Genomic DNA, 25,271 nt, shown 5'->3' with positions numbered 1-25,271 from the left:
GAGCGAGCACGCTCGCGATGGAGTCATGGACACCGAGGGGTGTCAGGTTTCCCGCGTCATCGTTGACGTCCATCGCGAGCTTGCTCGCTCCTACAGGACAAGGGGTGACGGTTCAGCGTTGAATCAGCGAAGCCACGATCTGCTTGACCTGCTCCACGAACGGCGGGCGCATCAGGTCCGGGCCATCCGCCGGGCGGAACACCGCCCTGGCGTGGCTGAAGGTGCGGAAACCGTCCTGACCGTGATACGCGCCCATGCCGCTGGGGCCGACGCCACCGAACGGCAGGCTCTCGACACCGACATGGCGAATCACATCGTTGAGGGTCACGCCACCGGAGACGGTACGGTTCAGCACGAAGGCTTCCTCGACCGGATCGGTGCCGAAGTAGTACAGGCCCAGCGGACGCGGATGGGCATTGATGTACCTCACCACCTCTTCGATGGATGCGTACGACTTGACCGGCAACAGCGGGCCGAAGATCTCGTCCTGCATGACCGCCAGCTCATCGCCCGGATTGATCAACAACGTCGGGGCGATCTTGTGATGGGCCTGGCCGCTGAAGTCTTCGTTGGCCGGGTTCAGTTCGACCAGTTCGACGCCGGCTTCACGGGCTTCATCGAGGTACGCGTTCAGGCGCTGGAAGTGCCGCGCGTTGATCACCGAGGTGTAATCCGGGTTGGCCAGCAACGTCGGGAAGTAACCGGCCAACACGGCCTTGGCCGCGGCGACGAAATCGGCCAGCGATTCCTCGGGTACGAACACGTAGTCCGGCGACAGGCAGATCTGCCCGGCGTTGTGCATCTTGCCGGTGATGATCTTGCTCACCGCCGCCTTGAAGTCCGCCGAACGGGAAAGAATGGTCGGTGATTTACCGCCCAGCTCCAGGGTCACCGGCACCAGGTTTTCCGCCGCCGCGCGCATCACGTGCTTGCCGACGCTGGTGGCGCCGGTGAACAGCAAATGGTCGAACGGCTGGGCGCAGAACGCCTGGCCGACTTCTGGCCCGCCGAGTATCACGGCGACTTCGTCTTCGGCGTACACCGAGCGCACCATCCGCGCCATCAGTTGGGAAGTCTTGGGGGTGAATTCCGAAGGCTTGATCATCACCCGGTTGCCCGCCGCCAGCGCACCGGCCAGGCCGCCGAACGCGAGGTTCACCGGGAAGTTCCACGGGCTGACGATGCCGACCACACCCAGCGGCTGGTATTGCACCCAGGCTTCGCCGCGCTCGCTATGGCGCGGTTCCGGCTGCATCCAGCCCGCCAGTTGCGCCTTGGTCTGCTTAAGGGTCATCAGTGGCGAGAGCACTTCGGTGACCCGGCTGAAATCGTGACTGCGATGACCGAAGTCGGCAGCAGCCGCTTCGACGATTTCGTCCTGGAAGTCCACCAGCAGGCCGATTGCGCGGTCGATCAGTTCGATACGCTGTTCGGCGCTCCAGGTGCTATTGGCCAGGTGTGCCGCACGCTGGCAGTCCAGGGTGGCACGAATGACTGCGACACTGGGGTTTTCAGGGATGCTCATCATTGAACCTCTACTGGTGAAGGTTGCGGCCATTGGTAGCGCGGCGCTTCCTTGCGGGCAAAACGCGCCGAAGCGTCACGGGTATAGCTGGAGCCGAGCAGCACGGCCTGCGCTGCCGCCTCGGCGTCGAGCTGCGCTGCCAGGTCGTTTTCAAAGGTGCGGCCCAACAGGCGCTTGGTCATGAAAAACGCGGCGGTGGACATGTTGGCCATGCTGCGGGCCAATGCTTCGGCGCGAGCGCGGAAGCGCTCCACCGGGTGCACTTCCAGCGCAATGCCAAGGGCCAGCGCTTCCTGGGCACCGACTTCACGCGCCGAATAGAGCAGTTCCTTGGCCCGCTGCAAGCCGACGACACGCGGCAAGGTGAAGGACGCCCCCAGGTCCGGGCCCAGCCCCACTCGGGCAAAGGCCATGCAGAAGCGTGCCCGCTCGGAGGCGATGACGAAGTCCGCGGCCAGCGCCAGGCTGAAACCGGCGCCGAAGGCCACGCCATCCACCGCCGCAATCAGCGGTTTGTCGAAGTCGGCCATGGCGCTGAGCAAGCGGTTGTTCTCGACCATGCTCGCGCGCACATTCGTCGCCTCGACGGAGCCGCCCATGTTGTTGACATCGCCGCCTGAGCAGAACGCATCGCCGGCACCGGTCAGCAGGACAGCACGAACGTCGGGGTTGCGGCGCAAGTGGAGCAGCGCGTCGAGGAGTTCGGCAAACATCTGCACGGTCAGCGCGTTCTTGCGTTCGGGACGGGACAGGGTCAGCGTTGCCAGGCCGTCATCGATCGTCAGTTCAATGGTAGAAGGTAGAGTCGTCATCGCTTTTCCTCGGGACGGCGCACTTACAGCGTGCGCGCGACCAGCTCCTTCATGATTTCGTTGGAACCGCCGAAGATCTTGGTGACGCGCGAGTTCATGTACATGCGAGCTATCGGGTACTCGACCATGTAGCCGTAGCCGCCGTGCAGCTGCAGGCACTCATCGATGACCTGGCAGTTCTGCTGGGTGCACCACCACTTGGCCATGGCCGCGGTTTCCGGGCTCAGTTCACCCTTGAGTACCTTGACCATGCAGTCGTCGACGAAAGTGCGGGCGATGGTAGCGACGGTCTGGCACTCGGCCAGTTTGAAGCGGGTGTTCTGCAGGTCCAGCAACGACTTGCCGAAGACTTTGCGATCACGGGTGTAGTTGACCGTTTCCTCAATGGCACGCTCCATGGTGGCCAGGGCGCCCAGGGCAATGATCATGCGTTCCTGGGGCAACTGCTGCATCAGCTGGATGAAGCCTTTGCCTTCTTCCGTGCCCAGCAGATGAGCGCACGGCACGCGCACGTCGTCAAAGAACAGCTCGGTGGTGTCCTGGCCGCGCTGGCCGATTTTTTCCAGGAAGCGCCCACGGCGGAAACCTTCCAGGTTCTCGGTTTCCACGACGACGATCGACACGCCCTTGGCGCCCTTCTCCGGATCGGTCTTGACCACCACCAGAATCAGGTCGGCGTGGTAGCCGTTGGTGATGAAGGTCTTGGAGCCATTGATCACGTACTCGTCGCCATCACGCACGGCGCGGGTCTTGATTGCCTGAAGATCGGAACCGGCACCCGGCTCGGACATGGCGATGGCCCCGATCATTTCGCCACGGGCCATTTTCGGCAGCCACTTGAGCTTCTGCTCTTCACTGGCGTAGCGCAGCAGGTAGTGGGCCACGATACCGCTGTGCACGTTGGTGCCCAGGCTGGTGCTGATCGCCCGGCTTTGCTCAAGGGTGATGATCGCATCGTGGGCGAAGGTGCCGCCGGCGCCACCGTACTCTTCCGGAATGCTCGGCAACAACATGCCGAACTCGCCTGCCTTCAGCCAGATTTCACGGTCGACGTGGTGTTGCTGGCCCCAGCGTTCTTCGTGGGGCACCAATTCTTCGGCGATGAAACGGCGGATGGAGTCCTGGAAAATCACCAGGTCATCGGTGATCCACGGGGATTGGTAGGCAGTCATGGGCATTCCTCAGGGGTACGCTGGCGTTGAATTCATGGAGTTATGGCTCGCCTGCACCGCGCAACGCCCTTGGGCGCTGCACGGCAGGCTGGGAGCGGATGCTTAGAAGTTGCTGCCTGGACCGCCACCGCAGTACAGGGTCTGCCCGGACAGGTAGTTCGATTCCGGCAGGCAGAACAGCACGACCGAACCTGCGGCCTCTTCCGGCTTGCCCGGACGGCCCAACGGGATCGCGGTGCTCGCCGCATCCAGGCGAGCCTGTTGCACGCCCACCTTGATTTCCCGGCCTTCGATGTTGACGGTCTTGCTGTCCTCACCGGCCAGGGCCTGGGTCAGACGGGTATCGATCAGGCCGAAGGCCACGGCGTTGACGTTGACCTTCAGGCGGCCCCACTCCTTGGCCAGGCACTTGGTCATGCCGAGGATGCCAGCCTTGGCCGAGGAGTAGTTGGCCTGACCGGCGTTGCCACCGGCGGCGCCGGAGGAAATGTTGACCACCTTGCGGAACACTTCGCGGCCTTCGGCGGCTTCTTTCTTGGCCAGGGCGCTGATGATCGGCTGGGCCGCGCGCAGGATGCGGAACGGTGCGGTGAGGTGGCACTCGATGATCGCGTCCCATTGGTCGTCGGACATTTTCTGGATCACGTTGTCCCAGGTGAAACCGGCGTTGTTGACGATGATGTCGATGGTGCCGTAGGCGTCCATCGCGGTTTTCAGGAAGCGGTCGGCGAAGTCCGGCGCGGTGACGCTGCCGACGCAGGCGACGGCATCGCCGCCGGCAGCGCGGATGTCGGCCACGGTCTCTTCGGCGGGTGCCTGGTCCAGATCGTTGATAACCACCCTGGCGCCCAGGGCGGCCAGTTGCAGCGCGACATTGCGCCCGATGCCACGGCCGGAACCGGTGATCAGGGCGACTTTACCTTCGAGTTTGTTGTGCATGTTGTTCTCCTTTGAATTCAAGCGGCCAGCGCAATGACGGCTTCGCCAGACAATTTGATGTCACCCGCCTGGTTGCGGGTGGTGATTTCCAGGCGCACTGTTCCAGTGGATGGGTCTTTCTCGACGACCTTGCCCGAGCAGTTGATGGCATCGCCGACCTGAGTGATCGATACGAAACGCACCGAGAAATGGCGGATGGCCTCTTGTGGAACCCAGTTGGTCAGCAGGCGCCCCAGGTAGCCCATGGACAACATGCCGTGGGCGAACACGTCGGGCATGCCGGCCTTCCTGGCGAAGTCCAGGTCGACGTGGATCGGGTTGTGGTCGCCCGAAGCGCCGCAGTACAGCGCCAGGGTCAGGCGGCTGATCGGAGCGGTGGTGAACGACGGCAGCTCGCTGCCGATGTCCAGGTCTGCCAGATTGATGCTTTGCATGTACGGCTCCTTAACCGTTGCGCACGACGAGGCTGTTGCGCAGTTCCGCCACCAGCTCTCCGGCTTCGTTGGTGACGCGGGTTTCGCGCACCACGAACTCCAGGGCGCCGCCCTTTTTGTCGTAGATATCGACGATGCGTCCTTCGAAATTCAGGCGCTCGCCGGCAAAGGCCATGCGGTGGTAGGTGAAGCTCTGTTCACCGTGCAACACCTTGCCGATGTCGATGCCCAACAGGTCCATGGTCGCGCGTGGGTTGGGCGCGTCCATGTCCAGGCAGAACAGGAAGGTCGGCGGCACCGCCAGGTTCGCATCGCCCCTCACGCGGGCCGCGTTGAGGTCGGTGTAGCGTTCGTCGCCCTGGCCGATGGCCTTGGCGAAAAAGCGCAGGCGGCCGGCTTCGACTTCCACGGTGTGGCGCGATACCACAGTGCCGATATGGCTTTTATCGATCATGCGCAGGTCTCCGTTGGCTATCGTTGATTACTGACGCTGGTACAGGGTGACCACGCAAGCACCGCCCAGGCCCAGGTTGTGCTGCAGGCCAAAGCGCACGCCCTCGACCTGACGGGCTTCGGCGGTGCCGCGCAGTTGCCAGGTCAGTTCGGCGCACTGCGCCAGACCGGTGGCGCCCAACGGGTGGCCCTTGGAAAGCAGACCACCGGACGGGTTGGTGACCACGCGGCCGCCGTAGGTGTTGTCGCCGTCGAGGATGAACTTTTCGGCGGTGCCTTCCGGGGTCAGGCCCAGGCCTTCATAGGTAATCAACTCGTTGGCGGTGAAGCAGTCATGCAACTCGACCACACCGATGTCCGACGGGCCGACGCCGGCTTGCTCGTACACGCTCAGGGCGGCGCTGCGGGTCATGTCATAGCCAACCACCTTGCGCATGTCGGCTTCATCGAAGGTGCTGTTGCGGTCGGTGGTCATGGCCTGGCCGGCGATGACGACTCGGGTGTCCAGGCCATGCTTCAAGGCGAAGGCTTCGGAACAGATGATGGCTGCAGCGGCACCGCAAGTCGGCGGGCAGCATTGCAGGCGGGTCATCGGGTCGAACACCGTTGGCGAAGCCATGACTTCTTCCAGGGTGATCGGGGTGCGGAACACCGAGTACGGATTGTTGGCCGCGTGACGGCGCGCCTTGACCGAGATACGGCCGAAAGTTTCCGGGCTGATGCCGTATTCACGCATGTAGGCACGGCCCGCACCGCCAAAGAACTGTGCGGCACGCGGGGCTTGCTCGTCGTAGCCCTGCACCTCGGCCATGACTTTGGCGAAGCGCTCCATCGGGCCCGGACGGTCGGTCCACGCGCCTTTGAGGGCGCCCGGGACCATCTGTTCGAAGCCCAGCGCAATGGCGCAGTCGATGGCCCCGCTTTCGACGGCCTGGCGCGCCAGGAACAGCGCGGTGGAGCCGGTGGCGCAGTTGTTGTTGACGTTGATCACCGGAATACCGGTCAGGCCCACGCCGTAAATGGCCGCCTGGCCGGAGGTGGAATCACCGAACACGTAGCCGACATACGCCTGCTGTACCAGGGCGTAATCGATACCGGCATCGGCCAGTGCACGCTTGGCCGCCGCAGCGCCCATCACCGGGTAATCATCGCTCTGCCCCGGTTTGCTGAAAGGGATCATGCCGACGCCGGCAACCACAACTTTATTGCTCATGTTTCACTCCTGAGGGATGGATGGCTGACGGGTATCAGTTGACGGCCCGGGCCCGGTCTTTCCAGTAAGGTTCGCGCAGGTCGCGCTTGAGGATCTTGCCGGCGGCGGACAGCGGCAGGCCGCTGGCGAACGCCACGGTTTTCGGGCATTTGTAGCCGGCGATGTGCTGGCGGCAATGGTCGATGAGCGGGATTTCGCCCAGCTCGGCACCCGGCTTGAGCACCACCACCGCGTGGACCGCCTCGCCCCAGCGGTCGTCGGGGATACCGATCACGGCGCACATGGCGATGGCCGGATGGCGGGCGATGACGTTCTCGACTTCGGCCGAGAAGATGTTCTCGCCGCCGCTGACGATCATGTCCTTGAGGCGGTCGACGATGAACACGTAACCCTGTTCATCCATGTAGCCGCCGTCGCCGGTGTGCATCCAGCCGCCACGCAGGGTCCTGGCGGTTTCTTCCGGACGGTTCCAGTAGCCCTTCATCACGTTGGCGCCACGCAGGATGATTTCGCCAACGGTGCCACGCGGCACCTCGTTGTCGTGCTCGTCGACGATGCGCAGGTCCACGCCCAGCAGCGCACGGCCAACGGAACGCACCAGGCCGCTGACACGCCCTTCGGGTCCATGGTTCTGATGGGGGTTGAGGCAGATCACCGGGGACGTTTCCGTCATGCCGTAGGCATGCATGAACTCGCAACGGGGCAACGCATCGATGGCACGTTCCAGCACCGTCAAGGCAATCGGCGAAGCGCCGTAGGCAATCCGCTGCAGGCTGCTCAGATCGAACTGTCCGAAGTCCGGGTGCATGAGCAGCGCTTGCAACATGGTCGGCACCAGCAGGGTTTCATTCACCCGCTCACGCTCGATGGTTTGCAGCATTTCCAGCGGTTCGAACGCCGGAATGAAGCAGTGGGCTTCGCCGGAAACCAGTTGGAACACGACCCGGGCCATGGCGGCGGTATGGAACATCGGCGCCACATGCAGGGTCGTGGAGTTGCGCACGATCGGGTGCTCGGCCATGCGCATGATCGCCGACGACCACAGGTTCAAATGGCTCTGCATCACGCCCTTGGGCAGACCGGTGGTACCACCGGTGTACATGATCGCGGCAATGTCGTCGCCACCGCGATTGCAGTCTTTCATCGCTTCGTTTTCAGCGATCAACTGCTCGAACGACAGCATGCCTTTGGGTGCCGGTCCATCGCCGACATGGATCAGCAGTGGCGGATACTTGGCCGTCGCACAGATGGCTTCGGTCATCGGCAGGAAGTTGTCATCGACAAACAGGATACGGGTGTCGCAGTCGTCCAGGGAGTAGACAATCTCTGGCACGCTCCAACGGATGTTCACCGGGTTGAGCACACCGCCGCCCCACCAGACCGAGAGCATGAATTCCATGTAGCGGTCGGAGTTCAACGCCAGCATGCCGATGCGATCGTTATCCTCCATGCCCAGGGCGCGCAGGCTACTGGCCAGGCGGGAGACGCGGTCGCCTATCTGGCGATAGGTGCGTTGCCGACCGCGGAATGTCGTCGCGATCCGGTCCGGGTTCAGTTGCAGGGATCGGTGCAGGCCTTGTGTCAAATACATACATGCCTCTGGAAGTACTTATTGTTATCAGGTTCGCAGTCGCTCGACTCACTACGATCTTAGGGAGATGCGGGGGGCGGTTCTTGGTTCGAAGGAGGTAATTTGCGGCGTATTCGATGGCTAGTTCGAAAGGACCAGAGATCGATTGCAAAGCCGCTGCCGCGCGCTGCGACAGCGGCTTTGCATTAGCCCGCGAGGGTCGCTTCGGATGCCTTGTGCACCTGGCCATTGGCCGAAGCCCGGATCAGGTCGGCCGCTTTCTCACCGATCATGATTGCCGGGGCGTTGGTGTTACCGCCTACCAGCGTCGGCATGATCGAGGCGTCGGCCACCCGCAGGCCTTCAACCCCGCGCACGCGCAGTTGCGGGTCGACCACCGAGTCCTCATCGCTGCCCATGCGGCAGGTGCCGACCGGGTGATAGACGTTGTCGGCCCGGCGACGAATCATCGCGCGTACGTCGTTGTCGTCGCTGCCATCGAGCTTGAGGTGGCCGTAGTGCAACGGTTTGCCACCCAGTTTGGCCAATTGCCGTTGCTTGAGGATGCCGTTCACAAGGTGCACGCCCTTGAGCATCACCTCCATGTCGCGCTCATCGGCCAGCAGGTTGGTCTCGATCACCGGCGCGTCGCGCATGTCCGCCGAACGCAGGCGGACCTCGCCACGACTGTGGGGGCGTAGCACACAGACATGGCAGGAATAACCATGGCCGTAGTGGAACGTGCGGCCGTGGTTGTCCCCCGCCGACATCACGAAGTGCAACTGCACGTCCGGCTCGGCCAGGTTCGGGTCGGTCTTGAGGAACGCGCCCGCCTCAGTGAATGTGCGGGTGAAGAGGCCGGTGCGCTGCTTCCTGTACTTGAACCATTCGTAGGCGTAGCGCAGCGCGCCGCGGATCGAGACGCCGAACAGGTCGGTGTTGAACAGGCGCTTGTGCATGATCAGGTCGGCATGTTCCTGCAGGTTCTTGCCGACTTGCGGCGCGTCATGCACGACGCTGATGTTGTGCTCTTTCAGGTGCGCGGCAGGTCCCACGCCCGAAGCCAGCAACAGTTGCGCCGAACCGAAGGTGCCGGCGCTGAGAATGATTTCCCGGCGTGCGTGCAGCACATGCTCCTGACCGTTGCGCAGCACTCGCACGCCCACGGCACGCTTGCCGTTGAACAGGATGCGCAGCACCTGGGTGTCGGTCAGCACCGTCAGGTGGTCGCGACCGCCGTTGTTGGCGGCATCGGCGGCGTTGCCCTTGTGCAGGTAGGCCCGCGCGGAGTTCCAGCGCTCGCCGTCTTTCTGGGTCACCTGGAAATAACCGACGCCTTCCTGTCTGGGGCCATTGAAGTCGTGGTTGTACGGGTGCCCCGCCGCTTCGGCCGCTTCGATGAAATTACGCATGACACTGCACGGCGAGCGAGGATCGACCACATGCAGGGGACCGCTGCCGCCATGCAGCTCATCGTCGCGACCGGCGACCCGCTCATTGCACTCCGAGCGCTTGAAATACGGCAGCACATCCTTCCAACCCCAGCCGTCACAGCCCAGGCTCGCCCAACGGTCGTAGTCCGACGGCGTGCCGCGCAAGTAGAGCATGCCGTTGATCGAGGAACTGCCTCCCAGCCCACGACCGCGCGGCAGGTAGGACGCGCGGTCGGCCAGGGAGGCTTGCGGCACGCCTTCATAGGCATAGTTGCGCGTACCGGCGCGGGGTATGGAAGTGATCAGCCCGACAGGCACGGTCACCGCCGGGCTGTGGTCGTGACCACCGGTTTCAAGCAACGCGATGCGCTCGCTGCCACTGTCGGCCAGCCGGCCGGCCACGGCACAGCCGGCCGAGCCGCCGCCAATCACGATGTAGTCGTAGGTGTTTTCCATCGGCGGTTCCTTTCTTGTTATTGAGGAGCCGCGAGTATTAGTGGTCGGGTGTTTCCCGCCATCGTTCCTTCGAACCATTTGGAGGGTGTAAATAGAGGACTTTGGGCAATGACAGTGAACCTGTAGGAGCGAGCAAGCTCGCGATGGTCGTTAACCTGACAGCCCACGGCGCTCTCAGGTCCATCGCGAGCGTGCTCGCTCCTACAACAGTGTGGCGTCGCTCGGCTAGTTCAACGGCTGGCGGTAGCGTGCCGCACGCCAGAGGTTTTTCGATTCTTCAGTCAGATGGCGCAAGCCACTGCGGTCCAGCATGCGTTCCGACTCCTCTTGCACCACGGCCAGCACAGCGGCCTCGTCGACGGCGCGTACGACATGGTTTTCCATCAGGACCTTGCCATCGACGATGGTGGTGCACACGTCTGCGCCGTTGGCGAAGCAGGTGACACGGTGGACCGGCATGTTCATCGGCATCAGGTGCGGCTTGTACAGGTCGATCAGAATGATGTCGGCCTTCTTGCCGACTTCCAGCGAGCCGATCTCATGTTCCATCGACAGTGCCCTGGCGGCGTCGATAGTGACCATTTCCAGCACTTTGCCCTGGGGCAGGATGTCCGGGTCGCGGAAATGCCGGCGGTGGTAATGCATGCACTGGAACATGTGGCGGAACATGTCGTAACCACGGTCCGGAGCGGCGCCGTCGGAGCCGATGGCGACGGTTACATCGGCCTCGATCAGCTCCGGCACCGGGCAGCGCCCCAGGATCGACATGATGGCGCTCGGGTTATGCACGATTTTGGTCTGTGTCTCGCGGCACAGGGCGATGTCTTCCTCGGTCAGGTCAATGCAGTGCGACATGAAGGATGTCGGGCCGAGCAGCCCCAGTTCGCGGTGGGCCAGCGCCAGCGTACCGGCGCGGTGTCCGTCCTGGGTGAACGTGAGGCCATGGCGCTGGGCCAGGGCCAGATAGTCCTGTGCCTGCTGGCGGAACAGCGGTGCCAGTTCACGGTGCTCGGGTGAGTATTGTGGCGCGTACACCGGCAACGTCAGGGCTATGCGCACCCGACCGTCACCCATGCCGTCGCAGCTCCTGGCGATTTCTTCGCAGACCTCGAACATGGTCTCGAAACTGACCTCGCGGCGAGTGGGCGGTTCGCTCGACCAATCCACGTAGCTGTGCGGCGCTGGCGGCCGCGACGGCCCGACGGCCACCACCGAGCGGGTGCCGATGTCGGCAATCGCCCGGGCGTGACGTTGCGCGTAGACCGGGTCGTCGACCCGCATGATCGAATCGCCCCCACCCAATAGCGACACGCCGGTGGTGGTCCCGCATTTGAGCCGTTCCAGCGCCGACAACCGGGCATCGGCCTCCCAGAACCCGACGCCGGAGGCCGAGGTGTAAATGGTCTGGCAAGCCTCCATCCAGGCATCGCCGTCCGCGCCGCCAATGGTTTTCAGCATGGCGTGGCCGGCATGGGCGTGGCTGTCGATCAAGCCCGGGAGCACCGCTTTGTTGCGCGCGTCGATGACTTTTTCCGCCGTGAAGCGAGCCCGTAGTTCATCCGTGCGCCCCACCGCGACGATGCGGTTGCCGAGCACGGCCACAGCGCCGTCGTCGATGACGCGCCGTTGATCGTCCACGGTGATGACCACGCCGTGCTCGATCAGCAGGTCTACTGTTGAGGGGGCGTTCGAGTCGTAGTGATGTGTCATACAGGGCATCCGATTCAAGCTGGGGGGAAATTGGAAAACGTTCGCGGGTCACAGGCGGCTGTGGAGCACGCTGCCATTTTTCGCCACGACGACTCCGCGGCTGATCACGGTCCGCGCCAGCGGACGAGCCACCACGGCTTCACTGAGTGTCTGTGCCGGCAGCAGCAACAGGTTGGCGGTTTGCCCCGTTGCCAATCCGTGATCACTGCGCCCGAGTGCCCTGGCCCCATTGCTGGCGGCGGCTTCGAACGCTGTGCAGATTTCAGGGTCCGTGCGCATGCCGCAGCGCAAGGCGAGCAGCATTGCGCGTTCGAGCATGTCGCCATTGCCCATGGGGGTCCAGGCATCCCGGATGCCATCTGAACCGAGGCAGACGTTTACCCCCGCCGAGAGCAGCTCGGTAAAGGGTGGAATGGCAATGTCGGATGGCGCCGTGGTCATCAGGGAAACTCGATTGGCCGCCAGGCGTTCGGCCAACGGCAGCACTTGCGCCCAGTCTTTCATGCCCAGGCAAAAGGCATGGCTGATCATGACTCGCCCCTGACGCTGATAGCGTTCGGTGAAATCAACGATGCGGGCGATCTGCCAGAGCCCCAGCTCGCCACCGTCATGCAAGTGGATATCGATACCGCGATCGAACTTGTCCGCGAGCTCGAACAGGATCGAGAGGTGCGCAATCGGATCATTGTCTATGCCGCAGGGGTCCAGGCCCCCTACCACCTCGATTCCCAGCCCCAGGGCTTCGCGCATCAATGCCTCTACCCCTGGGCGGTTGACCAGGCCAACCTGCGGGAAGGTGACGAACTCCATATCGACCAGGTCGGCATAGCGTTCGCGCAGCTCCAGCATGGCCTGCACATGCTCGATCCCCAGCTCGGGATCGGCGTCTACATGACAACGGAAGGTCAGCGAGCCGCGAGCGATGCATTGCTCGAGCAAGGCACCCGCCCGCTCGGCGATGGGCGATGTCAGTTCACGCAGGATTTGCCGTTCGTTCGCGATGCGCGCCTTGAGGTTCGGGCCGGCACTGTGCGGCCGCCAGGGTTGTCCCCACAGGGTCTTGTCCAGGTGGATGTGGCTCTCTACCAGTGACGGCACGAGAATCTGGCCTTGCCCGTCAAGGTCCGCGTCAGCGACCGGGTTGCCACTGGCCGGCTGACGATGGCCGATACGACCCTCGGTAATCTGTATGTCTTCGATTTCGCCGCCATAGGGGCGGACATTACGCAACCAGAACGAATTGATCATTTGTACCTCATCACTGTTTGAGCGAGCCCCCGCCGCCGATTAGCCAACGGGGCGCTCTTTTAGGCGTCACCCAAGGGCTACTTCAAGTTGCCGGCAAGGAACTGCTTGAGGCGCTCACTTTTGGTGTGTTTGAACAGCTGCTCCGGGTTGCCTTCTTCCTCGATTTTGCCCTGGTGCAGGAAAATCACGTGGTTGGACACTTCGCGGGCAAAGGCCATTTCGTGGGTCACCACCACCATGGTCCGCCCCTCTTCGGCCAGGGACTGCATCACCTTCAGCACTTCGCCGACCAGTTCGGGGTCGAGTGCCGAGGTCGGCTCGTCGAACAGCATCACTTCCGGCTCCATCGCCAGGGCCCGGGCGATCGCCACACGCTGCTGCTGGCCGCCGGACAGGTGTGATGGGTACTTGTTCTCCATGCTGGCCGGCAGGCCGACTTTGGCCAGGTACTTGCGTGCGCGGGCCACCGCCTCGTCGCGACCGAGGCCAAGTGCATGCATCGGCGCCTCGATAACGTTTTCCAGCACCGACATGTGCGCCCACAGGTTGAAGTGCTGGAACACCATGGACAGCTTGGTGCGCATGCTTTGCAGCTGCTTCTGGTTGGCCACTCGCAGCCCGCCGTTCTTGTCCTTCTCGGTGCGGATTTCCTCGGCGTTCACCGTAATGCGCCCGGCGCACGGTTGTTCGAGGAAGTTGATGCATCGCAAGAACGTACTCTTGCCCGAACCCGAGGAACCGATGATGCTGATCACATCGCCGGCCTTGGCCTTGATCGACACGCCCTTGAGCACTTCGTGGTTGCCATAGTTCTTGTACAGATCGTCTACGGTCAGTTTGTACATGGTGTTGACCCTGGGTTTGCGGCCTTCAGGCGGCCTGTGGTTTCAGGAAGGCCAGCCAGCGGGTTTCACCGCGACGAAATAGCCAGACAAGCGACAATGCAACCGCCGCGTACAACAGTGCTGCGATGAAGAAGGCCTCGAACGATGCATAGGTCGCCGAGTTGACGTCGCGGGCGACCTTCAGCAGGTCGGGAACCGTGGCGGTAAATGCCACCGAGGTTGAATGCAGCATCATGATCACCTCGTTGCTGTAGTACGGCAGTGCGCGACGCAGCGCCGAGGGCAGGATGATGCGCCGGTACAGGTTGAACTTCGACAGGCCGTAGGCCCGCGCCGCCTCTACCTCGCCATAGGGCACCGACCTGATCGCACCGGCGAAGACTTCCGTGGTGTAGGCGCAGGTATTGAGCGCGAACGCCAGCACCGTGCAGTTGAAGCCTTCGCGAAAGAACATGTCGAGGAACTCGTGCTCGCGCACCACACTCAGGCTGTAGACACCGGTGTAGATGATCAACAGCTGTATATAGAGCGGCGTGCCACGAAACACATAGGTGTAGAACCAGACCGGAATCCGGATGAACCGGTTTCTCGACACGCGAGCCACGGCCAGCGGCACCGACAGTACGAAGCCGATCGCGACCGACAGCACCAGCAGCCACAAGGTGATGGCCAGGCCGGAGAAGTTGGCGCCGTCCGACCACAAGTACGCTTGCCAGTATTCCTGGATAATTTCGATCACAGCTCAGCCTCCCGGATGCCGACGGAATAATGCTGCTTGAGCCAGATCAGGACGCCGTTGGAGACCGTGGTGATGAACAGATAAATCAGTGCGCCGATCACGGTGAAGTAAAACAGCTGCATGGAGCTCTTCCCGGCATCCTGGGTGGCCCTGACGATATCGGACAGACCGATGATGGACACCAGTGCGGTCGCCTTGATCATGACCTGCCAGTTGTTGGCAATGCCAGGCAAGGCAAAACGCATCATTTGCGGGAATAAAATACGCGAGAACGCCTGCCATGGGCCGAGGCCATAGGCCATGGCCGCCTCTGTCTGTCCGCGCGGCACCGCCTGGAAAGCACCCCGGAAGGTCTCGGTGAAGTAAGCGCCGTAGATAAACCCGAGCGTCGCGACACCCGCGAGGAAGGGATCGATATCGATCTGATCCATGCCAAGCCCTTCAGTGACATGGTTGAGGACTATCTGAATGCTGTAGAACAGCAACAGCATGGTCACCAGATCCGGAACACTGCGTATCAGCGTGGTATAGAGGGTGGCGATATTGCGTAGCCACCGATTGCCCGACAACTTCGAACTGGCGCCTGCCAGACCGATCAGTACCGCGGTCAGCAGCGATAACATGGCCAGCTTCAGCGTCATCCAGGTGCCACTGGCGATCAGCGGCCCATAGTCTACCAAGGACATTACTTTCTCCTTGAACAGGATAGTTGTGCCAACAGGCCTACCTTGTTCAATCATGTTTTTCTTGTTTTTGAATGCCGCATCAATCTGCCTGCGCTGACAGGGGGAGCCGGCCCGCCGCCAACGCATCGAGATCAATCAGTTGTACACATCAAAGGAAAAGTACTTATTGGAGATCGTCTGGTAAGTGCCGTCCGCGATGATCTCGGCAAGCGCCCCATTGATCTGTTCGCGCAGTTCATTGTCTTCCTTGCGCAAACCGATCCCCGCACCCACGCCGAGGGTTTTCGGGTCGCGCAACTCGGGGCCTGCGAATGCAAAGTCACGTCCGTTCTCGGTTTTCAGAAAACCCAGGTCGGCCTGGACCGACGATTGCAGCGCGGCATCCAGGCGACCGGCCTTCAAGTCCTGGTAGACCATGTCCTGGTTCTGGTAGGTCATGAGGGTGACGCCTTTGGGTGCCCAGTAAGCCCGGGCATAGGTTTCCGACGTCGAGCCCTGCTCGATCCCTACCCGCTTGCCTTGAAGGGATTCGGGCGTTGGCAGGAGATCCGAGCCTTTTTTCGCTAGCAGACGCGGCAGGACATTACTGATCTTGTCGGAGAAAGCGATTTGCGCCTGGCGTTTCTCGGTCACGCTCATGGAGGAAAGAATGCCGTCGAACTTCTTCGCCTTCAGCGCCGGGATGATGCCGTCGAAGGAGTTCTCGACCCATACGCATTTGACCTTCAGCTTTTCGCAGATGGCATTGCCAAGATCGATGTCGAAGCCCACCAGCGTGCCATCGGGTGCCTTCGACTCGAACGGCGCGTAAGTGGGGTCAACGCCAAAGCGAATGACTTGCAGGTCTTTCGCGTACACGCCGCTGGCGGCCAGGGCCAGAACAACTGAAACAGCAAGCTTCTTCATATCAATCTCCGTAGGCACAGTGATACTGGGGGGTTGGAAGTGGTCGGTTCTGTTTGGGTTTTTTGTATTTGTTCAACCTGGATCACAACGCTTGCATGCTGTGTCGGTAGCTCGCCGGGGAGAATTTGTACGTCAGCACCGCCATCGCGCCGAGCACCCCGATATGCAACCACCAGCCGGTGGTGAAGCTTGCGCCTGAGTCCCGCAGCCAGCCGATCAGCCAAGGGGCACTCGATGCGAGCAAAAAGCCGATCCCCTGAACGAAGGCCGCCAAAGTCCCGGCCGCCTGTGCGCTGGACAAATGGTCGAGGCTGACGATCAGGCTCAGCGAAAAGAACCCGCCAAGGCCGAAACCGGCCAATGCGACCCACAACCACGGCGCTGCGTTGGGGGCCAGGGCGAAGCCGGCGAAACCCGCTACCTGCAGGGCGATCGTCAGCCATAAGGCAGCGCGCCGGTCAACGCTGCGGCGGGCGAGCATCGGCATGGCGAACGCCGCCGTCGCCTGAAACATCGCCAACCACGCAAGCAGGTTGCCCGAGGCGTGCAGGCTCATGCTCTGCTGCTGGTAAAAGGAAGGCAGCCAGGCCACCAGGCTCGAGTAACCGCTGTTGGTCAGCCCAAAGTACGCGGCCAACTGCCACGCACGCCGATTCCTGAAGAAGCTGGAGGTTTTGACCGGTGCTGGTGCGCTGGCGACGATGGGCGCTGTGCGTGGCGCGAACACCAGCCAGAGCAAGAGCACGGCAAGGGCCGGCAACGCCCAGATGGAAAGCCCTGACCTCCAGCCGCCATACGCATTCAGCCAGGTGCTTGCCAGCGAGCCAAGCGCCCCGCCACCGACCAATGCCGCCGAGTACAGCCCCATCGCCATCGCTATCCGATCAGGAAACCAGCGTTTGGCGACACCCGGTATCAAGGCCTGGATCACAGCCACGCCGATGCCGGCGATACCGGCGCTGGCGATCAACTGCGCGCCGTTCTGGACCACGGCCCGGGACGCACAGCCGAGCATCAAGAGCAACAATGCGCCGGCCAGCGCCCGCTTCTCGCCGAAGCGACGTGCGATACCGATGCCAATGAAGGCGATCAGGCCCATCAGCACGAAGGGCAAGGTGGTCAGCATCGCGGCGCTGCGAAAATCCAGGCCGATGTCGGCGCGCACCAGATCGAGCACCGGACCTACCGAAGTCAGGAATGGCCGCAGATTCAAGCCCAGGAGCACCAGGAGTACCAGTGCGGCCAGTGATACCTCACCCGCGCGCGACAGGTCCGTCTCCTGCGCCAGCGTCACGTCACTTGTCATCGCATTTACCTTGGGAAATCTGGTCAAAAGGCCGTATCAGCTGCCGTTCCGCAAGATTAAGAGCAGGTGCTATCATTCGGAAATGAAATGTTCGAATGGCTATTAGTGGGAAACGTAATGACTTCGACACTGATCGATCCGTTGCTGCTCAAGAGTTTCGTCGCCGTGGTCGAGAGCGGCAGCTTCACCCGCGCCGGTGAGCGCGTGCACCTGAGCCAGTCGACCATCAGCCAACAGTTGAAGCGGCTCGAGGAGCAACTCGGCTGCGAGCTGGTCAACCGCAGCGGACGCTACGTGGTCACCACCGAGGACGGCGAACGCTTGCTCGGCTATGCGCGTCGGCTCCTGGGGTTGATGGAAGAGGTGGTGGAAGATCTGCGCAAAGGCCAGGCACAGGGCGAGGTGCACATCGGCGTGCCAGAGGACTTCGCGTCAGACTTGCTGACGCCGACGCTTGGCGCCTTCGCCCGTGCGCACCCGTCGATAAGGCTTGAGATCAGCAGTGGCCTGAGCAACACGCTATGGCAACAGTTTTGTGCCGGCGACTACGACCTGGTGCTGGTCAAGCAACGCCCGGGACAGGTCGTGGGGCACGCCGCCTGGCCCGAACCGCTCGCCTGGTTCGACAGCCTCAACGAGCCGACGTACGAGCGCGACCCGCTGCCACTGGTGGTGTTTCCGGTTGGCGGCCTGTACCGCGATGAAATGATCCACGCACTGGAGAGCGCCGGCCGACGCTGGCGTATCGGCTACAGCAGCGCGAGCCTCGCGAGCGTGCGCTCGGCGGTCGCCGATGGTCTTGGTGTCAGCGTGCTCCCTGCGCGACTGGCACTGCCCGGCCATCGACGATTGGGCGTGGCCGAATCCTTCCCTGAACTGGCGGCACTGGAAATCGCACTGCACCTGCGCCCCGACGCACCACGCCGGGTGATCGATCTGGCCGAACAACTGAAAAGGCTGTGTACCCAGGTGACCGGCCATGTCGGCTGACGCAGCAAAAAATTCAAGTTCCGTCCCCCTGAAACCAAGCCAGTGTGAGCGGCAACAACATCTGCTCAGTCTCGGCTAAGTTTCGCTCCGTATCCTCTCCCTTGCGCGAAATTCGGCGCTGCACAGGAGAGGCAACCCGCCCATGAAACCCATTACAGCCGGATGGCTCAACAAAGTACCCGAAGTGACGCTGTCATTCTGGGTGATCAAGATCTTTTCCACGACGGTGGGTGAAACCGGCGCGGACTTCCTCGCTGTCGATGCCGGCCTCGGCCTGGGCTGGACCAGCCTCGGCATGGCGACGTTGCTGGCCATCGCCCTGTTCATCCAGCTACGCAAGACCGCCTGTTCGCCCTGGATCTACTGGCTGACCGTAGTGCTGGTGAGCATCGTCGGGACTCAGCTCACCGACATCCTGACCGACGTACTCGACGTCAGCCTGTACACCAGCACGGTGGTGTTTTCCGCCCTGCTGGCACTGAATTTTCTGATCTGGTACCGGGTGGAACACAACTTGTCGATCCGCGAGATCGTCACGCCACGACGGGAATGGTTCTACTGGACGACCGTGCTCTGCACCTTTGCCCTCGGTACGGCCGCCGGTGACCTGGCCACCGAAGCACTGGGTCTGGGCTTCACCCTCGGTGCGGTGATTTTCGCCGCGCTGCTCGCCGCGATCCTGGTGGCCTGGCGCCTTGGCGCGAATGTGGTGCTGTCCTTCTGGATCGCCTACATCCTGACGCGGCCGTTCGGTGCCTCGCTGGGCGATTTGCTGACCCAATCCAGGACTTACGGTGGCTTAGGCATGGGCGCCACCTGGACCAGCGCGATATTCCTGTGCGTCATCGTCCTGTTGGTTGCTGTCGCGCAGATGAGCGTCGGCAACCGCAATTCCATCACTGAGTAACCTTTCAATAATCCATCAAGGAATCGTCATGCGCCCTTTTCAAAACATCATTCGACACGTCGCCATTGTCTCGTCGATCTTCCTGCTCAGCATCGCTGCCGGTTGCTCGAAACCCGCCGACAAACCTGCTGCAGGCGCGTCCTCCGCAGCGATGAGTGCCCAATCCGGTTCGAAACTGGGCGATCTCTCCGAATTCCGCAACATCGCCGCCGACGTTGCCACACTCGTCGATAAAAACGACCTGCCAGGCGCGAAGGCCCGCATCAAGGACCTGGAGAGCGCCTGGGACTCGGCCGAAGCCGGGATCAAGCCCCGTGCCGCCAGCGACTGGCATGTCGTGGACAAGGCCATTGACCGCGCGCTCGACGCCTTGCGTGCCGGCAGCCCGCAACAGAGCGACTGCAAGGCCCGCATGGACGAACTGATGAAAGCGTTCGATTCGATGAAAGGCACGCAATAACCGGGCGGACAAACACCGGTACAGGTGCTTCAATACAGGCGCGACGGCCATGACCGCCGCGCTTTTTTTCGGAGCGGGACATGCGCATATTGCTGGTCGAAGATGACCTGATGATTGGAGACGCGATCCAGGGCGCGCTGATGGATGCGAGCTACGCGACCGACTGGGTGAAAAACGGCCTGACCGCGCTCTCGGCGCTGGAGACCCAGCCCTACGACCTGGTGCTGCTGGACCTCGGGCTGCCGGGCAAGGATGGGCTCGAGGTACTGGACAGCATTCGCGCCCGCAACAACCCGGTGCCGCTGTTGATCATCACGGCCCGGGACAGTCTCGATGACCGTCTGCGTGGCCTTGACGGTGGCGCCGACGATTACTTGCTCAAGCCTTTCGACATGGCCGAACTGCTGGCCCGCATGCGCGCCGTGTTGCGCCGCAAAGGCGGTAGCGCACAGTCACTGCTGGACAACGGCGTGGTGAGGCTGGACCTGGTGTCGAAACAGGCCAGTACCGTCGACAACCCCGACGTGCAGTTGTCCAGCCGCGAATTCGCCCTGTTGCAGGCATTGTTGATCCGCCCGGGTGCGATCCTCTCGCGCAGGGAACTCGAAGACCGCCTCTACGGCTGGGGCAATGAAGTGGAAAGCAACGCCGTGGAGTTTCTGATTCACTCGCTACGACGCAAGCTGGGCAACCAGGTCATCAAGAACGTCAGGGGTCTGGGATGGATGGTTTCAAAAAGCGCTTGAGCGATTCGGTCCAGTTACGGCTGTCGGCCGCACTGTCCCTGGCCATCCTGGTCGTTGCGCTGCTGGCCGGTCTGTTCGCGTTCGTCTCGGCCCTCGACGAGGCCCATGAAATGCAGGATGAAACCTTGCGCCAGGTGGCCATCCTGTTCGATCGGCAGCAGATGACCCTGCACTACCCCGCGGCAGAAAGAATCGCGGGTGACGACGAAGAATCCAGGGTCATCGTGCAATACCTGACCGACAGCAACAAAGCCGTCGGCAGCGACGACAACGTCTTGCCACTGCCCTTCCCCACGACGTTGGCCGACGGTTTGTCGACCCTCAAGATCGCTGACGAAGACTTTCGCGTGCTGACCCGCACCACCGCTCGCGGCGAGCGCATCGTGGTCGCCCAGGAGACCGGCGTGCGCGACAGGGAAGCACGGGAAAGCGCCTTGCGCAGCCTGTTGCCGTTTCTCATTCTGTTTCCGGTGCTGTTGCTGGTCGTGGGCGATCTGGTGCGTAAGCTGTTTCGTCCCATTGCCACCCTCTCCGATGAAATAGACCGACGGGACCAACAGGCCCTGCACCCTATCGACGAACAGCATCTGCCCACCGAGGTCCGCCCTTTCGTTGTGGCCATCAATCGCCTGCTGGCGCGAGTCGCGCAGTCCATGGAAACCCAGCGGCGCTTCATCGCCGACGCCGCCCACGAACTGCGTTCACCCATGACCGCCCTGTCGCTGCAAGCCGAGCGACTGAAGGCCACTGCAATGCCGATCCAGGCCACCGAGCGTCTGCTGCCGCTGTCCCGAGGCATAGAACGCAGCAGAAAGCTGATCGATCAGTTGTTGGCCCTGGCCGCCGCGCAATCGAACGCCGCGCGGTCACAGACCACGATCTCGGTGCTTGGGATTTATCGACGAGTGCTGGAAGACCTGTTGCCCCTGGCGGAGCTCAAGAACATCGATATCGGTGTTGAAAGCACCGAAGACGTACAGCTCGTCATCGACGAAATGGATCTGTTGATCCTGGTGAAGAATCTGGCGGACAACGCGATTCGCTACACGCCTTGCGGTGGACGCGTCGACCTGTCGGTAGCGCGGGTACGGGACACTGTGATCCTGCAAGTCAAGGATTCCGGTCCGGGAATTGCCAGCGACGAACAAATGCGCGTATTCGATCCGTTCTACCGCGGTGCAGATACCGAGGAAACAGGCTCCGGGCTGGGCTTGTCCATCGTCAGGGCCATCGCCGAGCGTACGGACGCATGCGTGCGCTTGAGTTTCTCGGACGAGACGACTCAGCGCGGGTTATGTGTGTCGATCGAGTTTAGAAGCGTCGCTGGCTGAACCCCTGTGTATCACAGTGTGTCAGCGCTTCTTCTCGATACACAGGCTTTCATCCGGCCGACGATTGGACACAGGCCAGATACGTTGGCGCGATTCAATACAAGCAAGGTTCAAAGGGGTACAGACCGGACCCCTGACCCATGGCTGGTAATGGAGACTTCCCATGAAGATCGCACTGCGCAACAGCAACATCGGCAAGACACGCCGCCACCTGGCCGGCCCTTCGATCCTCGCGCTGACCCTGTTCGGCGTACTCGGCGCGGCCCACGCGCAACCGACAGCGTCCCCTGCCGCAACCACTCAGGCGGCGCCCTCGCCATTCGGCCCGCTCAAGCATGTCAACGCCGGGTTGCTGGACGTGGCATATGCCGAGACAGGCCCGGCGAACGGACCGGTGGTGATCTTGCTGCACGGTTGGCCGTACGACATCCACAGCTATGACGAGGTTGCGCCGTTGCTCGTCGCCAAGGGCTATCGGGTGCTGATGCCCTATGCACGCGGCTACGGCGATACGCGATTCCTCTCCGAAAAAACCTTGCGCAATGGCCAGCCGGCTGCGCTGGCCAGTGATGTCATCGACTTCATGGATGCCCTGGAGATCAAGCAAGCGGTGCTTGGTGGTTATGACTGGGGCGCGCGTTCGGCCGACATTGTCTCGGCATTGTGGCCGGAGCGGGTCAAGGCGCTGGTCTCGGTCAGCGGTTATCTGATCGGCAACCAGGCGGGCGGCAAGAACCCGCTGCCACCCAAGGCGGAACTGCAGTGGTGGTATCAGTTCTACTTCGCCACCGACCGCGGTCGCGCCGGCTACGAGAGAAACACCCATGACTTCGCCAAATTGATCTGGCAATTGGCTTCGCCGAAATGGGCGTTCGATGACGCCACCTTCGACCGCAGTGCCAGGGCACTGGATAATCCCGATCATGTCGACATCACCGTGTTCAACTATCGCTGGCGCCTGGGCCTGGTCCAGGGCGAGAGCCGCTACGAAGCGCTGGAGCAGAAACTGGCCACGGCGCCGTCCATCAGCGTGCCGAGCATTACCCTTGAAGGTGATGCCAACGGCGCTCCGCACCCGGCCCCCGAGGATTACGCCAAGCGCTTCACTGGCAAGTACCAGTTCCGTCTGATCGAAGGCGGCGTCGGCCACAACCTGCCGCAGGAAGCTCCGCAGGCGTTCGCCAAGGCCGTGATCGATGCGGATCATCTTTGAGGGCTAACCGACAATTGCAGGCGATTGCCGCATAACCACCCTCATCGCCACGGTCCCTTGCAGGGGCAAACATTGAGCTATCTTTTCAGCAACTCGCCTGCATTCGGCGACTGCTATCTAGGTAAGGAAGCGCTATGATTCGTTTGCCTCGGCACCCTGCCCTCTTTGCCCTGACCTTCGTCAGTGTGTTCATCGCCCCTCCCTTGCTGGGTGCCCAGAAAAAAGCAGTCGAAACCATCGTCGCCAACCCGGTCACGGGCCCGGTATCAGGGCCCGTTGCAGGCACCCAAGTGACCGAGCCGTACGTACGCATGATGGCGCGCGAGGCGTACTTCTGGGCCTGGCCGATGGCCAATATCTTCAATCGTCGCCAAGCGTTCAAGAACCTGCCCGAGCCCGGCTTGATGGGAGGCATCGTGCCCGTGGCGCCGATCAATCGCTTGTCGATGCTCAGCGACTACATCGACCCGGCCGAGCGGTTGGTGGCCTGCCCGAACCAGGACGTGGTGTACGGCGCCGGCAGCATCGCCCTGGACATTGAACCGGTGGTGCTGCAAGTGCCGGACTTCAACGGTCGCTTCTGGGTGTACCAGGTGGTCGACCTGCGCTCGGACAGCTTCGCGGAACTTGGGAAAATGTATAACACCCAGCCAGGTTTCTACCTGTTGGTCGGCCCGGACTGGAACGGCAAGGTACCGCCTGGCATCAGACGGGTGTACCGGGCGCGCACGAACACCGGGTTCGTGATCCCGCGGGTCTTCCAGGATGACACCGCCACCGACCGCCTGGCCGTTCAGCCGGCCCTGGCGGGCATCGACATGTACCCACTGTCGCAATACGACGGCAAGGCCAAGAGGCGCGACTGGAATAAACAACGGAAATTCCCGGCCCAGGCGGCCGAAGGCAATGGCGAAACCAAATGGGTGAACCCGGAGACGTTCTTCGACGATCTGCCCGCCCTGCTCAAGGATGCCAAGCCATTGCCGGGCGAAGAAGCCCGCTACGCGCAAATGGCCGCCCTGGGTGCCATCGCCAGAGCCGACCCGCAACTGCGCGCCGCGATGATCGACGAGGCGAAAAAGACCGACAGAGAAGTCATCGACCCCCTGTTGCAGTTCCGCAACTACGGCCTGCAATTGCCCAATCACTGGAGCACCGTAAGCAACGGCGCAGCGTTCGGAACCGACTATTTCACCCGTACCGCCGTCGCGCGCTCGAACATATTCGTCAATCAGCAGAAAGAGACCAAATACTTCTACCAGGACCTGGATGAGAATGGCCTGCGCCTCAACGGCCGATACCGCTACAGCGTCACGTTCGCCAAGGGCAAGCTGCCGCCGGTCAAGGGCTTCTGGTCGCTGACGCTGTACAACGAACAACACTTCTTCGCCCCCAATGACCTCAAGCGTTATTCCATCGGCACCAAGAACAAGTCCCTGCAAACCAACCCTGACGGCTCGTTGACCCTATACGTGCAAAGCGAATCACCGGGCAAGGACAAGGAAAGCAACTGGCTGCCATCGCCCAAGGACGCCGAATTCTCGTTGTACATTCGCGCCTACTGGCCGCAAGCCGATGCCCTCGACGGCGACTGGACGCCACCGGCAGTAATGAAAACCAATTGAATGGCGCCCGGTTGGAACTGGCATGGGGCAATGCTGCAATTGAAAACTGGATAAACCTGTTGTTTCGACCAACCGCCATCGCGAACATGCTCGCCTGTAGGAGCGAGCACGCTCGCGATGGTCGTCAACGATGACACTGGCTGTCTGACACCCCGCGGTGCCTGTGCTTCCATCGCGAGCATGCTCGCTCCTACAGAGGATCTGTGCCTGTAGAAGCGAGCAAGCTCGCGATGGTCGTCAACGATGACACTGGTTGCCTGACACCCCGCGGTGCCTGTGCTTCCATCGCGAGCGTGCTCGCTCCTACAGAGGATCTGTGCCTGTAGGAGCGAGCAAGCTCGCGATGGTCGTTAACGATGACACTGGTTGCCTGACACCCCGCGGTGCCTGTGCTTCCATCGCGAGCGTGCTGAACTGGCCTAATGATCCCGGACACCTCTTAAGGGCGATATGATTCGCCCAATCAGGAGGTTCCATGCAAGAGCGAAAGACCTATACCCGCGAGTTCAAGCAACGTGCTGCCAGCATGGTTCTTGATGACAACTGCTCGAT

At 62.1% G+C, this 25,271-nt stretch carries 23 protein-coding genes; 7 read left to right on the top strand and 16 right to left on the bottom strand.

What is annotated here, in order from left to right; translation table 11 throughout:
• Positions 1-112: 112 nt before the first annotated feature.
• The 16 genes from CAG47_RS19825 to CAG47_RS19750 all read right to left on the bottom strand — a co-directional run bounded on the left by CAG47_RS19825 (position 113) and on the right by CAG47_RS19750 (position 17,447).
• Positions 113-1,525: a coniferyl aldehyde dehydrogenase gene (locus tag CAG47_RS19825; RefSeq protein WP_085726535.1), complete on the bottom strand. Its 1,413-nt coding sequence runs from the start codon at positions 1,523-1,525 to the stop codon at positions 113-115.
• Complete coding sequence (locus CAG47_RS19820; RefSeq protein WP_085726534.1) at positions 1,525-2,337, bottom strand: enoyl-CoA hydratase/isomerase family protein; 813 nt, start codon at positions 2,335-2,337, stop codon at positions 1,525-1,527. Before CAG47_RS19820 ends, CAG47_RS19825 begins: the two co-directional genes overlap by 1 nt.
• 23 nt (positions 2,338-2,360) lie before the next feature.
• Entirely contained in the window at positions 2,361-3,509 is a 1,149-nt protein-coding gene (locus CAG47_RS19815) for an acyl-CoA dehydrogenase family protein (RefSeq protein WP_085726533.1), read from the bottom strand.
• A gap of 102 nt (positions 3,510-3,611) precedes the next feature.
• A complete protein-coding gene (locus CAG47_RS19810; protein WP_085726532.1) occupies positions 3,612-4,448 on the bottom strand; it encodes an SDR family NAD(P)-dependent oxidoreductase in 837 nt (278 codons plus the stop codon).
• 17 nt (positions 4,449-4,465) lie between these two features.
• The gene (locus tag CAG47_RS19805; protein WP_085726531.1) at positions 4,466-4,882 is read right to left on the bottom strand and encodes a MaoC family dehydratase; all 417 of its coding nucleotides are present in this window, start codon (positions 4,880-4,882) and stop codon (positions 4,466-4,468) included.
• Positions 4,883-4,892: 10 nt separating this feature from the next.
• Positions 4,893-5,336: a MaoC family dehydratase N-terminal domain-containing protein gene (locus CAG47_RS19800; RefSeq protein WP_085726530.1), complete on the bottom strand. Its 444-nt coding sequence runs from the start codon at positions 5,334-5,336 to the stop codon at positions 4,893-4,895.
• A 27-nt stretch (positions 5,337-5,363) separates the two neighbouring features.
• The gene (locus CAG47_RS19795) at positions 5,364-6,548 is read right to left on the bottom strand and encodes a lipid-transfer protein (protein ID WP_085726529.1); all 1,185 of its coding nucleotides are present in this window, start codon (positions 6,546-6,548) and stop codon (positions 5,364-5,366) included.
• A gap of 34 nt (positions 6,549-6,582) precedes the next feature.
• The gene (locus tag CAG47_RS19790) at positions 6,583-8,139 is read right to left on the bottom strand and encodes a long-chain-fatty-acid--CoA ligase (RefSeq protein WP_085726528.1); all 1,557 of its coding nucleotides are present in this window, start codon (positions 8,137-8,139) and stop codon (positions 6,583-6,585) included.
• 185 nt (positions 8,140-8,324) lie between these two features.
• Positions 8,325-10,007: a GMC family oxidoreductase gene (locus CAG47_RS19785; RefSeq protein ID WP_085726527.1), complete on the bottom strand. Its 1,683-nt coding sequence runs from the start codon at positions 10,005-10,007 to the stop codon at positions 8,325-8,327.
• Positions 10,008-10,232: 225 nt separating this feature from the next.
• Complete coding sequence (locus tag CAG47_RS19780; protein ID WP_085726526.1) at positions 10,233-11,717, bottom strand: amidohydrolase family protein; 1,485 nt, start codon at positions 11,715-11,717, stop codon at positions 10,233-10,235.
• A 48-nt stretch (positions 11,718-11,765) separates the two neighbouring features.
• Positions 11,766-12,965, bottom strand: a complete 1,200-nt coding sequence (locus tag CAG47_RS19775) for an amidohydrolase family protein (protein ID WP_085726525.1) — start codon at positions 12,963-12,965, stop codon at positions 11,766-11,768.
• A 77-nt stretch (positions 12,966-13,042) separates the two neighbouring features.
• Positions 13,043-13,810, bottom strand: a complete 768-nt coding sequence (locus CAG47_RS19770; protein ID WP_085726524.1) for an ABC transporter ATP-binding protein — start codon at positions 13,808-13,810, stop codon at positions 13,043-13,045.
• A gap of 25 nt (positions 13,811-13,835) precedes the next feature.
• Positions 13,836-14,549, bottom strand: a complete 714-nt coding sequence (locus CAG47_RS19765; protein WP_085726523.1) for an ABC transporter permease — start codon at positions 14,547-14,549, stop codon at positions 13,836-13,838.
• Positions 14,546-15,235, bottom strand: a complete 690-nt coding sequence (locus tag CAG47_RS19760; RefSeq protein ID WP_085726522.1) for an ABC transporter permease — start codon at positions 15,233-15,235, stop codon at positions 14,546-14,548. Before CAG47_RS19760 ends, CAG47_RS19765 begins: the two co-directional genes overlap by 4 nt.
• Positions 15,236-15,370: 135 nt before the next feature.
• Positions 15,371-16,141 carry an ABC transporter substrate-binding protein gene (locus CAG47_RS19755; RefSeq protein ID WP_085726521.1) on the bottom strand — a complete coding sequence of 257 codons (771 nt, stop codon included), beginning with the start codon at positions 16,139-16,141 and terminating at the stop codon, positions 15,371-15,373.
• Positions 16,142-16,223: 82 nt separating this feature from the next.
• Positions 16,224-17,447, bottom strand: coding sequence for a cyanate transporter (locus tag CAG47_RS19750; protein ID WP_085726520.1), 1,224 nt, complete (start codon positions 17,445-17,447; stop codon positions 16,224-16,226).
• A 117-nt stretch (positions 17,448-17,564) separates the two neighbouring features.
• On the opposite strand from CAG47_RS19750, the gene CAG47_RS19745 reads away from it, so the two are divergent.
• The 7 genes from CAG47_RS19745 to CAG47_RS19715 all read left to right on the top strand — a co-directional run bounded on the left by CAG47_RS19745 (position 17,565) and on the right by CAG47_RS19715 (position 24,719).
• Positions 17,565-18,437, top strand: coding sequence for a LysR substrate-binding domain-containing protein (locus tag CAG47_RS19745; RefSeq protein WP_085726519.1), 873 nt, complete (start codon positions 17,565-17,567; stop codon positions 18,435-18,437).
• Between the two features lie 142 nt (positions 18,438-18,579).
• Positions 18,580-19,344, top strand: coding sequence for a hypothetical protein (locus tag CAG47_RS19740; protein ID WP_085726518.1), 765 nt, complete (start codon positions 18,580-18,582; stop codon positions 19,342-19,344).
• A 28-nt stretch (positions 19,345-19,372) separates the two neighbouring features.
• Positions 19,373-19,804, top strand: coding sequence for a hypothetical protein (locus tag CAG47_RS19735; protein ID WP_085726517.1), 432 nt, complete (start codon positions 19,373-19,375; stop codon positions 19,802-19,804).
• Between the two features lie 80 nt (positions 19,805-19,884).
• Complete coding sequence (locus CAG47_RS19730) at positions 19,885-20,550, top strand: response regulator (protein WP_085726516.1); 666 nt, start codon at positions 19,885-19,887, stop codon at positions 20,548-20,550.
• Entirely contained in the window at positions 20,526-21,881 is a 1,356-nt protein-coding gene (locus tag CAG47_RS19725; RefSeq protein ID WP_085726515.1) for an ATP-binding protein, read from the top strand. The genes CAG47_RS19730 and CAG47_RS19725 overlap by 25 nt, the downstream gene beginning before the upstream one ends.
• A gap of 163 nt (positions 21,882-22,044) precedes the next feature.
• Positions 22,045-23,094, top strand: a complete 1,050-nt coding sequence (locus CAG47_RS19720; RefSeq protein ID WP_085726514.1) for an alpha/beta fold hydrolase — start codon at positions 22,045-22,047, stop codon at positions 23,092-23,094.
• Positions 23,095-23,228: 134 nt separating this feature from the next.
• Entirely contained in the window at positions 23,229-24,719 is a 1,491-nt protein-coding gene (locus tag CAG47_RS19715; protein WP_085726513.1) for a DUF1254 domain-containing protein, read from the top strand.
• Positions 24,720-25,271: the final 552 nt, after the last annotated feature.

This window comes from Pseudomonas sp. R37(2017) (assembly GCF_002113375.1).
Taxonomy (GTDB): domain Bacteria; phylum Pseudomonadota; class Gammaproteobacteria; order Pseudomonadales; family Pseudomonadaceae; genus Aquipseudomonas.
Note: the sequence above shows the minus strand (reverse complement) of the source record. Positions and strands in the feature narration are given on the sequence as shown.

Bases quoted from the DNA above. Each gene is read 5' to 3' on its own strand.
- CAG47_RS19825 (WP_085726535.1), bottom strand. From the start codon at position 1,525: ATGAGCATCCCTGAAAACCCCAGTGTCGCAGTCATTCGTGCCACCCTG.
- CAG47_RS19820 (WP_085726534.1), bottom strand. From the start codon at position 2,337: ATGACGACTCTACCTTCTACCATTGAACTGACGATCGATGACGGCCTG.
- CAG47_RS19815 (WP_085726533.1), bottom strand. From the start codon at position 3,509: ATGACTGCCTACCAATCCCCGTGGATCACCGATGACCTGGTGATTTTC.
- CAG47_RS19810 (WP_085726532.1), bottom strand. From the start codon at position 4,448: ATGCACAACAAACTCGAAGGTAAAGTCGCCCTGATCACCGGTTCCGGC.
- CAG47_RS19805 (WP_085726531.1), bottom strand. From the start codon at position 4,882: ATGCAAAGCATCAATCTGGCAGACCTGGACATCGGCAGCGAGCTGCCG.
- CAG47_RS19800 (WP_085726530.1), bottom strand. From the start codon at position 5,336: ATGATCGATAAAAGCCATATCGGCACTGTGGTATCGCGCCACACCGTG.
- CAG47_RS19795 (WP_085726529.1), bottom strand. From the start codon at position 6,548: ATGAGCAATAAAGTTGTGGTTGCCGGCGTCGGCATGATCCCTTTCAGC.
- CAG47_RS19790 (WP_085726528.1), bottom strand. From the start codon at position 8,139: ATGTATTTGACACAAGGCCTGCACCGATCCCTGCAACTGAACCCGGAC.
- CAG47_RS19785 (WP_085726527.1), bottom strand. From the start codon at position 10,007: ATGGAAAACACCTACGACTACATCGTGATTGGCGGCGGCTCGGCCGGC.
- CAG47_RS19780 (WP_085726526.1), bottom strand. From the start codon at position 11,717: ATGACACATCACTACGACTCGAACGCCCCCTCAACAGTAGACCTGCTG.
- CAG47_RS19775 (WP_085726525.1), bottom strand. From the start codon at position 12,965: ATGATCAATTCGTTCTGGTTGCGTAATGTCCGCCCCTATGGCGGCGAA.
- CAG47_RS19770 (WP_085726524.1), bottom strand. From the start codon at position 13,810: ATGTACAAACTGACCGTAGACGATCTGTACAAGAACTATGGCAACCAC.
- CAG47_RS19760 (WP_085726522.1), bottom strand. From the start codon at position 15,235: ATGTCCTTGGTAGACTATGGGCCGCTGATCGCCAGTGGCACCTGGATG.
- CAG47_RS19755 (WP_085726521.1), bottom strand. From the start codon at position 16,141: ATGAAGAAGCTTGCTGTTTCAGTTGTTCTGGCCCTGGCCGCCAGCGGC.
- CAG47_RS19750 (WP_085726520.1), bottom strand. From the start codon at position 17,447: ATGACAAGTGACGTGACGCTGGCGCAGGAGACGGACCTGTCGCGCGCG.
- CAG47_RS19745 (WP_085726519.1), top strand. From the start codon at position 17,565: ATGACTTCGACACTGATCGATCCGTTGCTGCTCAAGAGTTTCGTCGCC.
- CAG47_RS19740 (WP_085726518.1), top strand. From the start codon at position 18,580: ATGAAACCCATTACAGCCGGATGGCTCAACAAAGTACCCGAAGTGACG.
- CAG47_RS19735 (WP_085726517.1), top strand. From the start codon at position 19,373: ATGCGCCCTTTTCAAAACATCATTCGACACGTCGCCATTGTCTCGTCG.
- CAG47_RS19730 (WP_085726516.1), top strand. From the start codon at position 19,885: ATGCGCATATTGCTGGTCGAAGATGACCTGATGATTGGAGACGCGATC.
- CAG47_RS19725 (WP_085726515.1), top strand. From the start codon at position 20,526: ATGGATGGTTTCAAAAAGCGCTTGAGCGATTCGGTCCAGTTACGGCTG.
- CAG47_RS19720 (WP_085726514.1), top strand. From the start codon at position 22,045: ATGAAGATCGCACTGCGCAACAGCAACATCGGCAAGACACGCCGCCAC.
- CAG47_RS19715 (WP_085726513.1), top strand. From the start codon at position 23,229: ATGATTCGTTTGCCTCGGCACCCTGCCCTCTTTGCCCTGACCTTCGTC.